Raw genomic sequence first — 13,645 nt, forward strand, 5'->3', positions numbered from 1 at the left:
GCAGGGCATGGCAACTGCGAAAGCGTGATGATCCGGAAATCCGCTATTGTCCGGGTCGTTTTTTTGCTTGTGATTTAACGTTTAATCAGATATCCTTCCCCCTGTCCCAAGCCTGGAGCGGATCGTGTCCAAACTCAGCGTCGGCCTGGTTGGAGCTGGATGGATGGGCGCTGCGCTGCTGCGCCGGCTGGGCGAACGCGATGATGTTCAACTTGCCTGGGTGATCAGCCGCAATCCCGATCGCGCCCGGGGACTGCTGGGCGAGTTGGGATTGAGCTGCGCTCGGGTCGGCGCAGACTACGAGAAGATGCTGGCCGATGCGGACGTGCGCGCGGTCTTCATCGCGTCGCCGAATTCGTTTCACGGCCAGCAGGCGATCGCGGCGATGCAGGCGGGCAAGCACGTCTTTTGCGAGAAGCCCGCCGCCACTCGCTTCGATGAATTCGCCCGTGAAATCGAGCTCGAGCGCGCCAACGCCGGCCTGATTACCTACGTCGATTACATCCTCTACTTCGACTCGCTGGAGCGTCGCCTGCGGGCCATGGTCGCCGAGGGCACGCTGGGGCGCATCACCCAGATCCAGGTCAACTACCGTCACCCGATCAACATCGCCGGCGAGAAGAAGTGGAAGCTCAGCCGCGCCATCATGGGCGACGCCATCGGCATGGGGATCAATCACGCGCTGTCGGTGATGATCCTGGCGATGGCGTCGCAGGCCAGGCCCGTCGGCGTCTTCGCCACGGCTCTGCCGGCACAGGTCCGCGATTTCGAGGCCGAATGCATCTGGAACATTCTGGTGCGCTTCGACAACGGCGCGGCCGGGTTCTGCTTCGGCAACATCGACTATTCCAACGGCTACGACGCGTATCACAGCGTCTCGGGTACCATGGGGGAGTTCGTCTTTGACTCGCGGCTGGATCGTCCGCAGAAGGTGCGGATGTGGTCGGAGTCTGTGACGGCGGGGCAATGGGTCTACCCGCTGGACAGCGAACGATGCCGGCAGCAGGGGGTGCAGCCCTGGCCGCCCGACACCACCACGCCCGACAGCGGCAACGTCTTCGAGCACCAGACCGGCGCGGCGGTGGGACACTTCATCGAATGCGTGAAAACGGGCGTCCGCTCGCCACTCAGTTTCGTCAACAGCGCCACGATCGCGGAAGTGGGCTGGGCGGCGCGGATGTCGGCGGCGACGGGCGCCGAAGTGCGCCTGCCCCTGGACTACGCCGCCGCCAGCGAGTTCTTCTCACGAACTGATACACAGGTGCAGTGAATGAATCGCAGGACGGGAGATTATCTGGTCGAGCCGCTCGAACCGCGCACGCTGCTGAACAGCACTGCGCCGCCGGTGCCCAGCCCGTTTTTGTTCATGTCCGGGTACACCGACAGCGCCAAGAACGAATTCCTCAAGATCCTGCCGCAATATACGGCGATCGGCGGGCTGACCAGCGACGCAGAGCTGGTCAAGGAGCTGCGGTCGCAGGGCAAGCTGTTCCTGCACCAGACCGTCGCCAACCCGTCGCACTCGGTCCAGCAGATGGTCAATACCTGGAGCGCGCCGTTCCAGAACACGCTCGGCGGGGCGTTGCCGGGTGGATTCGATGCGATCCAGATTGACGAGTTCGGTGCCTATCCAAACGGCAGCCCCGAATCCGAGCGGCTCATCGCGGCGCTGGCACAGCTTCGCCAGCAGTACCCGAACAAACGCATCTTCGTCTGGTCGGTCTGGCAGCTTGCCGACGGCGGGCCCAACACGCTCTACGGCAACCCGGCCGTCAGCTACTCCAACCTGCTCAACGCGATCAACGCCTACGCCGACCGCTACATGCTCGAGGTCTACATCAACGAGCGCAACCCGCAGCTTTACCTGTTCGATCCATTCGCCGACAACATCGATTCGTTCGCGCCGGGGCTGCGGCAGAAAACCGTCTTCGGCATCTACATCCCCCAGAGCGGCTTTGTCGCCGACGACTCGGCCACTGTTGGCTTCTATGGTCTGCTCGACGCCCAGATGCACCAGATCCGCAACAGCCCAAAGACGTCGATGATTGATGGAGCGGCGTTCTGGATCTGGTATCGAACCGAGCCGATCACCGCGCAATACATCGGCAAGCTCGTCGATCACTACTTCGTGCGCGATCAGACCAGCTACTTCGGCGACGGCAGCATGTCGCAGAACATCGCCAACCCGCAGTTCGAGAGCAGCACATCCGGTTGGACGCTTTCTCCCGGCACCGGAGGGCTGATCACGCGATTCAACTACACGATCGAAGGCATCGTCAACTACCACGACGACTACGGCTACGCAACGCACCAGAGCTGGGGCCTGAAGATGGTGCGCGGCAGCAGCCCCAACAGCGCGACGTACACAGCTTCGGTGATCCCGGGTCGCACGTACACGGTGTCGGCGTTCGTGACGGCGGCGGCGGGCAGCAGCGCCGAGCGCGCCCGGGTGACGGTCTCGACGCTCGGCGGGCAGAACCTGGCGGCACGCGAAGTGCAGGATGCGCCACGATCCGTCGTCAACGGAACCTGGAAACGCGTGATCTACAACTTCAACGTGCCGGCGGGGCAGACGAGCGTGCGCGTGACGCTCGGCGACAACGGCGCGACGCCCGGCAACGTGCTGTACTGGGATTTTGTCGAGCTGGAGGAAGCGTTTGTTGCAGACACCACGCCGCCCGCGGTCGTGTCAGGGCAGTTCGTGTTCAATGGCGAGCCTCAGTCGCTTCGGTTCGTCTTCAGCGAGAACGTGCGGGCGAGCCTGTCGGCCGCGGATCTGCTGCTGACCGACAATCTAACGGGAACCACCGTGGCGCCGGAGAAGATCGCGCTCAGCTACGACGCGCCCACCGACACCGCGACGTTCACATTTCCGGGATTTGCCGGCGGCGTGTTGCCCAGCGGCTATTACACCGCCGCGTTCGCGCCGGGATCCGTGAGCGACGTCGCGGGCAACGCCCTGGGCGGCGGGTTCGCGCTGAACTTCCTTTACGTCGCGGGCGATGGCAGTGGCGACACGATCCACGCCCGGCGAAGCGCCAACGGGACAATGTTGCAGGTCTGGCGCAACCTGCCCACAACAGCATCGCCAACGTTCAGCGTGCCCTTTGACACACTGCACAGCTTCGCCATCGATGGACTCGGCGGCGATGATGCGCTGTGGCTGGACAGCTCCAATGGCGATGTGCGCCCCACGGGCCAGGGCGGTTTTGGCTTCCGCCTGGGCACGGGAAACGAGACGCTGAACCTGATCGGCCCGGCGACATGGTCGTTTGCGGACGATCCTTCGATCGAAACCCCCAATCTGACGATCAGCGCCGGAGGCGGGGCGGCGATTGCGTTCGCCGCGCCGGTCACGCGCCTTGCCGGGTTGCAGGTCGGCGCAGGCGCTCGAGCATCGGTTCAAGCGGGCGGCAATCGCGTCATCGTCCTGCGCTCGCTGACGATCGACGGCGGCACGCTCGACCTGAATGACAACCACCTCATCTACGCCTATACCGGACCTTCGCCACTGCAAGCGGTCATCGGTCTTATTCGCGCTGCTCGTTCCGGGGGAACATGGCTGGGCAGCGGGCTTACCAGCACGGCGGCGAAGAGTGCCATCCTGCACAACACGACTCTGGGCGTCATGGAAGCGAGCGATTATCTTGCTCTGCACGGCCCGGGCGCGCTGTTCGCCGGTCAGACGGTCATCGGGCCGGCGATTCTCGTGAGATACACCTATTACGGCGACGCGACTTTGGACGGGCGGGTTGATGCGCGAGACCTGTACGCGCTGGCTGCGCACTTTCAGACCAGCGGCTCCTGGGTCGCCGGAGACTTCGATTACAACGGCCTGGTCGATACGCTTGACCTGAACCTGCTGAGCATGAACTGGCAGGCCGGGACGAGCGATCCGCTGCAAACTGTCATGCCAGCGTCGCGCGCGACGCCGGCGAGGCGCGTTATCGCCGCTTCTGTGGTCCAGCGAAGTATCTGAATGTCCACCGCCCTGATTCCCATCGAGCATCATCGCGTAAAGTTTGGCTGCGGCTTCTGGGGGCGGCGAGTCGCGACCAATCGGCGAGTCACGATCCCGCATGAGCTGGAGCTGCTTCGCCGCACCGGGCGCATCGACGCCTTGCGGCTCGACTGGAAGCCCGGCATGCCCAACCGGCCCCACTATTTCTGGGATTCCGATGTGGCCAAGTGGATCGAGGCGGCAAGCTACAGCCTGGCGACGCATCCGGATCCGCAGCTCGAAAGCGAGCTGAATGAAGTGATCGAGTCGATCGCCTCGGCGCAGCAGCCGGATGGATATCTCAACGTCTACTTCACGGTCGTCGAGCCGCAGAAGCGATGGACGAATCTGCGCGACTGGCACGAGCTGTACTGCGCCGGACACCTGATCGAGGCGGCGGTGGCACACTTTTGCGCCACGGGCAAGCGCACGCTGCTGGATCCGCTGATTCGTTACGCCGACCTGATCGATGACACCTTCGGCCCGCGCGGCAAACGCGACGGATATCCCGGCCACGAGCAGATCGAGCTGGCGCTGGTCAAGCTGTATCGCGTGACCGGGCAACGCCGATATCTCGAGCTGTCGAAGCACTTCATCGACCGTCGTGGGCAGCGGCCGCATTTCTACGATGCCGAGGCTCGCGCCCGCGGCGAGGATCCGAAGGCCTGGGAATGGGATTACACGAAGAACCAGTCGCATCTGCCGGTGCGCCAGCAGCGCGAGGCAGTGGGACACGCCGTCCGCGCGACGTATCTGTACAGCGGCATGGCCGACGTCGCCGCCGAAACGAACGACCCGGAGCTGCTGGCGGCGTGCCGGCGGCTGTGGAAGAGCATCACGCGGCGGAAGATGTACATTACCGGCGGGATCGGCGCCGTCCGCCGCGGCGAAGCCTTTGGCGACGATTTTGAGCTTCCCAACGAAACGGCGTATTGCGAAACCTGCGCCGCGATCGGGCTGGTCTTCTTCGCCCATCGCATGCTCCAGATTGATCGCGATGCCGAGTACGCCGATGTGATGGAGCGGGCGCTGTACAACGGGGTGATTTCGGCGGTGAGCCTGGATGGCAGGCGGTTTTTCTATGAGAACCCGCTGGCCTCATCCGGCCAGCATCATCGCAGACCCTGGTATGACTGTGCCTGCTGCCCGCCGAACGTTGCACGGCTGCTGGCGTCGCTGGGGACATATGTCTACTCCACATCGGCTGACGGGCGAGAGTTGTACGTTCATCTCTACGCCGCCGGAAGCGCCGCCGTATCGCTTGCGGGGCGTGAGGTTCGGCTTTCACAGCAGACGGACTACCCCTGGGACGGCAGAGTCGAGATTCGCATGGATCCGGATCAGTCGATGGATTTCAGTCTGCTGCTGCGGATTCCGGGATGGTGCCGCCGTTACGGCCTGAAGCTGAACGGTCAATCGATCGCGGCGCCCGTGCGGCACGGGTACGCGCGCATTTGCCGTCACTGGCGGCGGGGGGACTGCGTCGTGCTGAGCCTGCACATGCCACCGGAGCGAGTCGTGTCGCATCCGAGGGTTCTGGACAACGCCGGCCGGGTGGCGCTACAGCGCGGGCCGATCGTCTATTGCCTGGAGCAGTGCGATCATTCTGTGGACATCCGGCGGATCGAAGTATCGGACCGGGCGAGGATCAGCCCCGTGCGGACGCGATCGCTCGGCGGGGCGGTGCTCCTGCGCTGCCAGGCCACAGTCTGTCAAATGAGCGAACAATCCGATGCGCTGTACAGACCGCTGGATGCTGTCCGCCCCGAACGCAAGCCGCGCCGGCGGCGTATGGATGTAACGGCGACTCCCTACGCGCTGTGGGACAATCGCAAGCCCGGGCGGATGCTCGTGTGGCTCGGTACCGCCGGTTGATTGTAAAACTCCGGTTTTGGCGCTTTTCATGCCGAAAGAGTTGTGTATGGTGATGCGGCGATTCAACCATGGGCCGCCTCAGCGGTAATTGTTGGCAATGACTCAGACCGAAGTTGCTCCCGCCGTTCTCAAGTCCGTTCCTGCGGCGCCGTCCGCCGCGAAGATCCGACATCTTGCCAGGCCTCCCATTCGTAGCAGTCGCATGCAACGGCTGTACGACCGGATCGAGGCCTTCGTCAGTCGCCTGTCCATGCGCGACAACTTCTGGAACAGCATCTGTTCGCTGATCTGGCTGCCGCTGGCGTTCTTCAGCGGAATTCGGATGAAGGAGCTTGATGCCGGCTCCTTTGCCGCCCGCGCGGTCCTGCCGTTCCGACGATTCAACCGCAACTGGTACCGCGCCATGGCCGGCGGGGCGCTGCTGGCCAACTCCGAAATCGCCGGCGGAAGCTACGTCTTTGGCATTTGCGGCGCCGACTACACCGTCGTCTGCAAACAACTCAACTACACGTTCCTGCGCCCGTGCTTCGGCCCGGCGGTTTACCGCATCCAGGCGCGGGAAGATATCCACGCGCTGATCGCCACGGGAAAAGAGTTCAACATCACCGTGGACATGGAGATCCAGCAGCAGGGCAAGCCCGGCGAGCAGGATCGCCGCGTCGGCCGTTGCGAAGCCACCTTCCACGTTACTCCCAAGGCGCATCACAAGCTCAAGAAGGCCCGCCGCGCGGCAAAAACCGCCTGAGGCAATGGCGCGGGCGTCGCTGCGATCGGGAATCGTCGCCAGCGCAGCACAGCACGGCTGCGCGGATCTTCAAGGCTCCAAGTGCGCACTGCACCGCCGCGACGGCCGTGTCACGACAGCCCGGCGCTCACGTGTGATAGTCGGCGTTGATGCGGATGTACTCGCGCGACAGGTCGCAGGTCCAGCAGGTGGCACGAGCCTTGCCCAGGTTGCACGTCAGTTCCACGCGCACTTCCTTGGCGTCCAGCGACTTGCTCACCTTCGCGTCGTCGAACGGCACGGGCTGGCCACGGCGGAAAACAACGGTGTCCTGGAGCTTGAGCACCGCCTTGTCGGCGTCGAACGGCACGCCCGCATTCCCCGCGGCCGAAACGATCCGACCCCAGTTCGGGTCGTTGCCGTGCATCGCGGTCTTGACCAGCGGGGAGTTGGCGATCTGCCGCGCGATCGCCCGCGCCGCAGCTTCATCCGACGCGCCCAGCACGTTGATGCGAATGACCTTCGTCGCCCCTTCACCGTCGGCGGCGATCTGATACGCCAGCGACTGGCAGACCTGCTCGAACGCCCGGGCGAACTTGGTGACATCCGCCGACGAACTGATGGTGCGACCGACCAGCCCCGAGGCCATCACGCACGCGGTGTCGTTGGTGCTGGCATGATCATCGACGGTGACGGCATTGAAGCTGCGGTCGGCGGCGGCCTGGAGGATCTTTCGCAGCACGGCGGCGGGGATCTTCGCGTCGGTCGTCAGATACGCCAGCATCGTCGCGTGCTTCGCGCGCGATGCTCCGCCCGACTGCACCGCCAGTCGCGGGCCGATCATGCCGCTGCCCTTGCACACGCCAGCGATGCGGATCGTGTCACGGCCGATCTTCACCGTCGCCGCGGCCTGTTTGCGCTTCAGGTCGGTTGTGAGAATCGCCTCGGCAAATCGCATCGCGTGCTCGTGGCTGTTGCCGAGGAACTGGAACGCGCCGGCGATGCCGCGCTCAATCCTGTCCATCGGCAGGTGTTTGCCGATGATCCCCGTCGAGCTGGGCAGAAATTCGTGCGCGTCGCAGCCGGCATGTGCAGCCGCGAGCCGACACATGGCGATCGCGTCGGCCAGCCCCCGCCTGCCCGTGCAGGCGTTGGCGTTGCCGGAATTGACCACCACGCCTCGCAACTGTCCGCCGGACACATGTCGCCGACCGATGACGACGGCCGGTGAGACGACGCGGTTGGTCGTGAACGCCGCCGCCGCCGTCGCAGACGTCTCGCAGACCAGCACCGCCACGTCCAGCGCATTGCCGGATTTGATCCCCGCATGAACCGCCCCGGCGCGGAACCCGCGCACCGACAGCAGGTGAACACGATTCTCAGCCATAGATCGCCACAGCGTAGTCGATCCCGCCGCGCACGTCGAGTTGCAGCCGCCGGTGCCGAGCGTCGAGCGACACGTTCCCGTTGGCCGCTGTTTCAGTTCCCGGTCCAAAGTCCACAAGCCGCGATCACTCCGTCCTCAAGTCGCTTCACCACGGCAGAATCGACACCGCCTTGTATTCCATCCCCAGCCAATGCAGAAGCACCGAGGCCGCCAGCCAGAAGCCGGCCGCAAGGGATTCGCCAACGATCAGCCCCAGAAACAGCGGCTTGAGGTTGGTAAACGCCCGACTGCCGCCAAAACGCAGCGTCAGCACCTTGATCGCCCAGCCAAGCAGCGCGCTGAACCACAGAACCCGGCTGGGAAACGTACCCAGCAGCAAGTATCCCACCGGATGCAGCGGCCACCAGGTGTAGTTCCACCGCATGTAGGAAAGAAACGCGGTGAACGCGGCCCCGAAGGCGAAGTTGCCCAGCGGATCATGCTGTGGCGGACGAGGGCCGCGCACGTAGTCCATCGTCGGATTCACGATCCGCATCTGCGGAATCGTCACCACGCCATACGGATTCAGCGGCGAGGTTCCGGCCACATCCAGCGAGCCCGCGTAGCGATACTCGCACCACAGCGCCGAGGCGAAGCTCGCGACGTAGGCGACCAGCAGCGTCAGGAGCATCAGCGCGATCAGTCGCCGACCACGCCGCCGGTCCTGCTCATCATCCATCTTCATGGCGTGCTCCTGGAACAGCGTTCGATCCGCGACACGGATCGCGTGGCTGGCGTAAACCGGCAGCGGTTCGCGCATGTCGTAGTGGATCGCCTCCAGCATCGATCCGAGCATGACCGTCTCTCGCGACACCGGCGCCGACCAGCCGTAGTGCTGGAGCATCGTCCAGTGGCGCACGAACGGGACGACCAGCCCGGCGTGGAAGAGTCCGGTCTCCGCGACCACGCGCGTGATCACCAGAAACAGCGACAGCAGTAGGATCACGAGGATGATCGCGCCGCCGACGCCCGCCCCGGCCAGGCACAGCCACACGACCATGATCATCGAGCACAGCACCAACCCCCGCGCCGCCGCCGGGTACGACAGATACCTTCCGTGCGGCTCGCCTGCGCGATGTCCCCGCAGCGCCTGAGCAAAAACCAGCCGCCAGTGCCCTCGCCCCATCCACAGGATCGCCACCGCGAACGCGACGAACGCGCCCAGGTGTTGATCGATCTCTCCGTAAATCGCCGGGTCCCCCGTGTACGTGCCCTTGAGCATCATCACCACACTGTGCAGCACGAAGAAGATCCACAGGCTCAGCGACACGTTGGTGGGCAGGAAAAAGCAGACGCCGATAGCGGTGAAAAAAATCTGCGCCTGCTTGATCTCATCGCGCAGGTATCGAAACGAGCCTTCCACCAGCACATCACGCAGATCGAAGCGAATTGGAATCACCGCGATATGCTCGGGGATATACAGCCACAGCCCGTTGTACACGTAGAGCACAAAGACGGCGGCGAAGGCGATCCAGAAGCTGCGCCGGCGCATCGTGGGGCTGAAGGCTCCGCCCGCAACCGGCTCGTCGATCAGTGCCAGGTAGATCTCCGCCAGCGGGAAAGCCAGTCGTTCATTCTCGACCCACTGGCGGCGAAGGATCGCCACCATGCACAGCAGCGCCCCGAACAGCGCGAACGTGAAGATGCCCCATGAAATCGCGGGAACCAGCCACGCCGTGTAGGGCGCCGGACCCGGACCCGTCCATCTCCCCACAAAACCCAGCAGCACTGGATCGGCGATCCAGTCGCGCGGACCATCGCCCCCGAAACCCGGCCAGATCCATCGCGGCAGATGGAGCTGTTCCAGCACGGCCAGCCACTGGTTGTCGTTGCGTGCGATCCACCACGGCCCGATCAGCGCGCCGGGAAACGTACGCATCAGCCCGCTGCTGGGAATGCAGCAACTGACCAGCACCAGCCCCAGCGCAACCGTCAGTTCCGCGGCGCTGAAGGCATACCGCGGCGCCCACCGCCGCAGCGGCCAGTTGACGAACACCACGAATCCGAACACCAGCATCACCACGCCCGTGGGCAGGTTGTTGCCGATCAGGAACGTGTTGTTCAAAACCAGGTCATTCCACGGAGTCAGCAGGCTGATGAAGACCGCGCCCGCCAGGCCCAGCACAACGGCGCGGAACGTGATCGCGCCGCGCCCGCCAGCGGGGGGCAGAGGTGTTGCGCGGTCTGGTGTCATGGCTTGGACCTGCGCAGGAAATCGAGCACCAGCACGCGTGCGCGTGTCGCGGGCGTCCCGACCGTGCAGACGGCATCCAGCCGCCAAGCCTGCTCACGGCATCGCCCGCCGCCTTTCCAACGCCTCCTCCGCACGGCGCAGCTCCGCATCCGTGCGAAGCGCCTGCTCGGTCAGACGGTTCAGCGCGCTCTTGGCCTGGATCCACTTGACGCTGGTCTGCGGCAGCTCGCCGTAAGGATCTCGCACCCTCAGCTCGCGGACGCGGGCGTCCAGCCGCTCAAGCTCGGCCTGTGCCTGCTGGTACTGCGGCGACTGACGCAGCCGCCACAACGCCTGCTGCCTGGCCTGGGCGATCTGGGCTTTGAGTTGTGCGATCTCCTGGGCACGGCTCAGCGGCTGGGGCGGTGCAGTCGCCGCGCTTGGTCTGATTTCCGTCCCCGCCAATACCGCCTGCGGCTGCACCGGCGCGGCCTGGGTTGGGGCATCCACCACCGACGTCCTGATCGACCAGCCCATTGCCCGCGACATTGCGGCCTGCGGCCGCCAGGTCTGCACCGCCACCAGCATCGCGACATACATCGCCGCTACGGCCGCGCCTGCAAACCCACCGAACGCACGCCCCACGCGCCGTTGCCGCAAGCGACTTCGCCAGCCCATCATCGTCTGGCGCAGGGGAATTGTTCTGAGCAGGCCGCACAACTGCCCGCCGATTCGCAGTGCCGATTCCACCAGCGGTTTCCACTGCCGCAGCAACTGTCGCCCCAGCCGATATCGTGCCAGCCGTCGCCAGTGGATCTGCGCCGCAACGCACGTCCACATCGCCGACCGCGCGCTATGCGCCTGCTGATTGTCCGTGACTGCGTTCTCGTGCCACCGCTGCGAATAAACCGAAGTGATCGAGACCGGCCCGGCCGATTTGACCACCCCGCGCGTCCGCGACAGCCATCCCCGACACGCCGACTGTACTCGATCCGACCACTTCAAACACCATTCGATGATCTCGGATGTACGTCTCATACATCCGTAGCTATCGTCGCGTCGGCGCTTGCGGCATTGACAATCCTGTTTTGCGGCGAATTACCGGACCAACTCAGTCCAACAGCGGCTCCGCCACCCGCTGCTGTTACTGGCGCAACAGCAGTTGGTCGGTGATCACATTCACCCCCGGCCCGCCCTTGTCCAAACAACTGATCATCGCCTCGCCCGCCGTCCAGCACATCATTGCCGCCTCCCGCGTAGATCACATCGTTGCCCGAGTCTCCGATGAGCGTCTCGTTCTTCGCGGATCCGGTGATGGAATCTGTTCCGCAGTTGCCGATGATCCGCTCAATGTCCGTGTGAACATTGTCCCGCCCCTGCTGATATGTCCACTCGGCGGATAGACGTCGTTGGCAACGTCGTCAATGGTGACAAAGTCAATGGTGACAAACACCGACCAGGGTGCACTCAGAAAGCCGCGCCAATCCAGGGTATCGTTGCCTTGCTCACCATGAAAGTCGCGCGAGGTAGAGGACGAGCGGTCCACGCGAAAGTAGTCGTCACCCGCGCCGCCGCGGTAATAGCTCGTCCTCCGCGATCGCATCAGGATGTCATCGTTCCCATCGCCGCCGAAAACGGTCGAGTCGTGCCTTATTTTAAGGGATCGCTTATTTTAAGGGGTCGGGAGTCTTTTTGGCTTCGCAGAGGTGGCGCGGGTGGTGCTGGTGCTGGCGATGGCGCGCCGATTTGATCTGGTACAGCCGCTTGTCTGCGATTGCGGTCATCTCGCCGACCGTCGGGTTGCCGGGCAGCTCGGAGAGGGAAAAGACTCCGATCGACAGTTTCGGCGGGCAGGACAGCCGCAGCGGCTTGACCAGCTCCTCAACCAGCCGCGTGAGCCGCTCGGCCGTGGCGCGGGCGTCTTGCGGTGTCACGCCGGGCAGGACGACGATGAACTCGTCTCCGCCGGTGCGAAACGCCGCGTCCTGCGCCCGGATACCGGATCGGATGATCTGCCCGATATCGCGAAGCAACTGGTCGCCCGCCGCGTGCCCGAGCGTGTCGTTGAGCAGCTTGAAGTAGTCCACGTCGATGGCCAGCAACGACAGATCGCTCTGCTCGGCGGTGCAGCGTTGGATGAATCCGGGCAGGCAGGCATCGAGCATTCGGCGGTTGTACAGCCCGGTGAGCGGGTCGCGGACCGCCTGCTGTCGCAGTGAACCAATCTGTCGTTCCAGCGCGCTGGTGCGCACGGCGATACGCTGATGGATTTCGGCCTCGAGCTGAGCCATCGCCAGCTTCTGCTGTCGCAGTTCGTGGAACAGTTCCTGAATGAGCGGCGCCAGCGAGCCCAGCCTGCCGCCGATGCGGCTCAGCTCGTCGATCGGCGCCTGCCCGCAGCGTATCTGGCGGATGGTGTGCAGGAGGCGTCGCGCGGGAAGCACCCATCGCCTGTAGTGTCCAACCCATAGCACAGCGGCAACAAGCATGATGGCCAGGGGGAGTGGCAGCGACGTCAGCCGTCCATGGGGCGTTCCACGGGCCAGGCTCCAGACGCTCCACCAGATCGCCAGCGCGGCGCCGATCATCGCGACCATGAGGATGATCGGCAGAACCGCGCGCAGGCGGGCGACAGCTCGCATCGCCAGGTTGCGGGTGAATGCGCGGATCGGATCAAGCGTGTCGGTTGGCCGCATCGGACAAGTCGTGGTCGTTGCAACAGCGTTCCTGGTCGAATCGGCGGTGGGCATCCGTCGGTGCTTATCGGTCCGGCGAGTGCCGGAGTTAACTGGCATACGCAGGCAGGCGATCTGATGCGCGGCAGGTGGTTATCGGGCACGATGCTGGCCGCTGATTTGCACGGCTGGACGTGCCCTCTGCGGCGCGGAAGATCGACCTGGCACGGGTCTTGTCTTGCGCAGGCGATGTGTGTGATGCTCCGGGGCGTCGGCACGCGTTGAAGTTCAGCGATGAAGGCCCCGGTGCCGATACCACACCAACACCATGCATCAGCCATTCGCGTCGATCGTGCAACAGATGAAGCGGCGGTACGACATCCGGGTCCGCAAGTGGCGGCGGAGTATGAGCGGTTGTGCCTGGCGGGTGTATCACCATGATGGACGGGTGGTGAACTGGATCGAGTCGCCGTTTCCCAAGACGCCGATCAGCCTGGCGGTCTTCCTGCACGAAGTGGGGCATCACGCGATCGGCTTCGAGACCTACCGCAGGCGTTGCGAGGAGGAATACCACGTGTGGATGTGGGCGATATCACAGATGCGACGCCTGGGTGTGGAGCCGGATCAGCGGGTGTGGCGACGGTTCGATCTGTCGATGCGCTATGCGGTCGGCAAGGCGCTGCGCAGGGGAGCAAAACAACTGCCCGAGATGCTCAAGCCCTTCGTGCCCAAGGCGGCCTGACGGTGCCTCGGGTGTTGCTGCCGGTGAACG

At 64.4% G+C, this 13,645-nt stretch carries 9 protein-coding genes; 5 read left to right on the forward strand and 4 right to left on the reverse strand.

Annotated features, from left to right (window positions below):
* Nucleotides 1-124 precede the first annotated feature (124 nt).
* The 4 genes from ACQS5P_RS14865 (at nucleotide 125) to ACQS5P_RS14880 (ending at nucleotide 6,620) form a co-directional block, all read left to right on the forward strand.
* Nucleotides 125-1,270, forward strand: a complete 1,146-nt coding sequence (locus tag ACQS5P_RS14865; RefSeq protein ID WP_428937403.1) for a Gfo/Idh/MocA family protein — start codon at nucleotides 125-127, stop codon at nucleotides 1,268-1,270.
* The gene (locus ACQS5P_RS14870; protein ID WP_428937404.1) at nucleotides 1,271-3,979 is read left to right on the forward strand and encodes a hypothetical protein; all 2,709 of its coding nucleotides are present in this window, start codon (nucleotides 1,271-1,273) and stop codon (nucleotides 3,977-3,979) included.
* Nucleotides 3,980-5,875, forward strand: coding sequence for a glycoside hydrolase family 127 protein (locus ACQS5P_RS14875; RefSeq protein ID WP_428937405.1), 1,896 nt, complete (start codon nucleotides 3,980-3,982; stop codon nucleotides 5,873-5,875).
* Nucleotides 5,876-6,077: 202 nt separating this feature from the next.
* The gene (locus ACQS5P_RS14880) at nucleotides 6,078-6,620 is read left to right on the forward strand and encodes a PaaI family thioesterase (protein WP_428937406.1); all 543 of its coding nucleotides are present in this window, start codon (nucleotides 6,078-6,080) and stop codon (nucleotides 6,618-6,620) included.
* A gap of 127 nt (nucleotides 6,621-6,747) precedes the next feature.
* Here the strand turns inward: ACQS5P_RS14880 and argJ are convergent, their stop codons facing one another.
* The 4 genes from argJ to ACQS5P_RS14900 all read right to left on the reverse strand — a co-directional run bounded on the left by argJ (nucleotide 6,748) and on the right by ACQS5P_RS14900 (nucleotide 12,894).
* Complete coding sequence (argJ, locus tag ACQS5P_RS14885; RefSeq protein ID WP_428937407.1) at nucleotides 6,748-7,986, reverse strand: bifunctional glutamate N-acetyltransferase/amino-acid acetyltransferase ArgJ; 1,239 nt, start codon at nucleotides 7,984-7,986, stop codon at nucleotides 6,748-6,750.
* A gap of 145 nt (nucleotides 7,987-8,131) precedes the next feature.
* Nucleotides 8,132-10,219 (reverse strand): DUF6785 family protein, encoded by a 2,088-nt coding sequence (locus ACQS5P_RS14890; RefSeq protein ID WP_428937408.1) that lies wholly within the window; start codon nucleotides 10,217-10,219, stop codon nucleotides 8,132-8,134.
* A 93-nt stretch (nucleotides 10,220-10,312) separates the two neighbouring features.
* Entirely contained in the window at nucleotides 10,313-11,236 is a 924-nt protein-coding gene (locus tag ACQS5P_RS14895) for a hypothetical protein (protein WP_428937409.1), read from the reverse strand.
* A gap of 629 nt (nucleotides 11,237-11,865) precedes the next feature.
* Entirely contained in the window at nucleotides 11,866-12,894 is a 1,029-nt protein-coding gene (locus ACQS5P_RS14900; RefSeq protein ID WP_428937410.1) for a GGDEF domain-containing protein, read from the reverse strand.
* 307 nt (nucleotides 12,895-13,201) lie between these two features.
* Between ACQS5P_RS14900 and ACQS5P_RS14905 the strand changes: the two genes are divergently transcribed.
* Nucleotides 13,202-13,615, forward strand: a complete 414-nt coding sequence (locus tag ACQS5P_RS14905; RefSeq protein WP_428937411.1) for a hypothetical protein — start codon at nucleotides 13,202-13,204, stop codon at nucleotides 13,613-13,615.
* Nucleotides 13,616-13,645 lie beyond the last annotated feature (30 nt).

Origin of the sequence: Fontivita pretiosa (assembly GCF_050410795.1) — a bacterium.
Taxonomy (GTDB): domain Bacteria; phylum Planctomycetota; class Phycisphaerae; order Tepidisphaerales; family Tepidisphaeraceae; genus Fontivita; species Fontivita pretiosa.

What these genes read in the sequence shown, in the direction of transcription:
- ACQS5P_RS14870 (WP_428937404.1), top strand. Translation starts at nt 1,271, where the DNA reads ATGAATCGCAGGACGGGAGATTATCTGGTCGAGCCGCTCGAACCGCGC.
- argJ (WP_428937407.1), bottom strand. Translation starts at nt 7,986, where the DNA reads ATGGCTGAGAATCGTGTTCACCTGCTGTCGGTGCGCGGGTTCCGCGCC.
- ACQS5P_RS14875 (WP_428937405.1), top strand. Translation starts at nt 3,980, where the DNA reads ATGTCCACCGCCCTGATTCCCATCGAGCATCATCGCGTAAAGTTTGGC.
- ACQS5P_RS14905 (WP_428937411.1), top strand. Translation starts at nt 13,202, where the DNA reads ATGCATCAGCCATTCGCGTCGATCGTGCAACAGATGAAGCGGCGGTAC.
- ACQS5P_RS14895 (WP_428937409.1), bottom strand. Translation starts at nt 11,236, where the DNA reads ATGAGACGTACATCCGAGATCATCGAATGGTGTTTGAAGTGGTCGGAT.
- ACQS5P_RS14890 (WP_428937408.1), bottom strand. Translation starts at nt 10,219, where the DNA reads ATGACACCAGACCGCGCAACACCTCTGCCCCCCGCTGGCGGGCGCGGC.
- ACQS5P_RS14900 (WP_428937410.1), bottom strand. Translation starts at nt 12,894, where the DNA reads ATGCGGCCAACCGACACGCTTGATCCGATCCGCGCATTCACCCGCAAC.
- ACQS5P_RS14880 (WP_428937406.1), top strand. Translation starts at nt 6,078, where the DNA reads ATGCAACGGCTGTACGACCGGATCGAGGCCTTCGTCAGTCGCCTGTCC.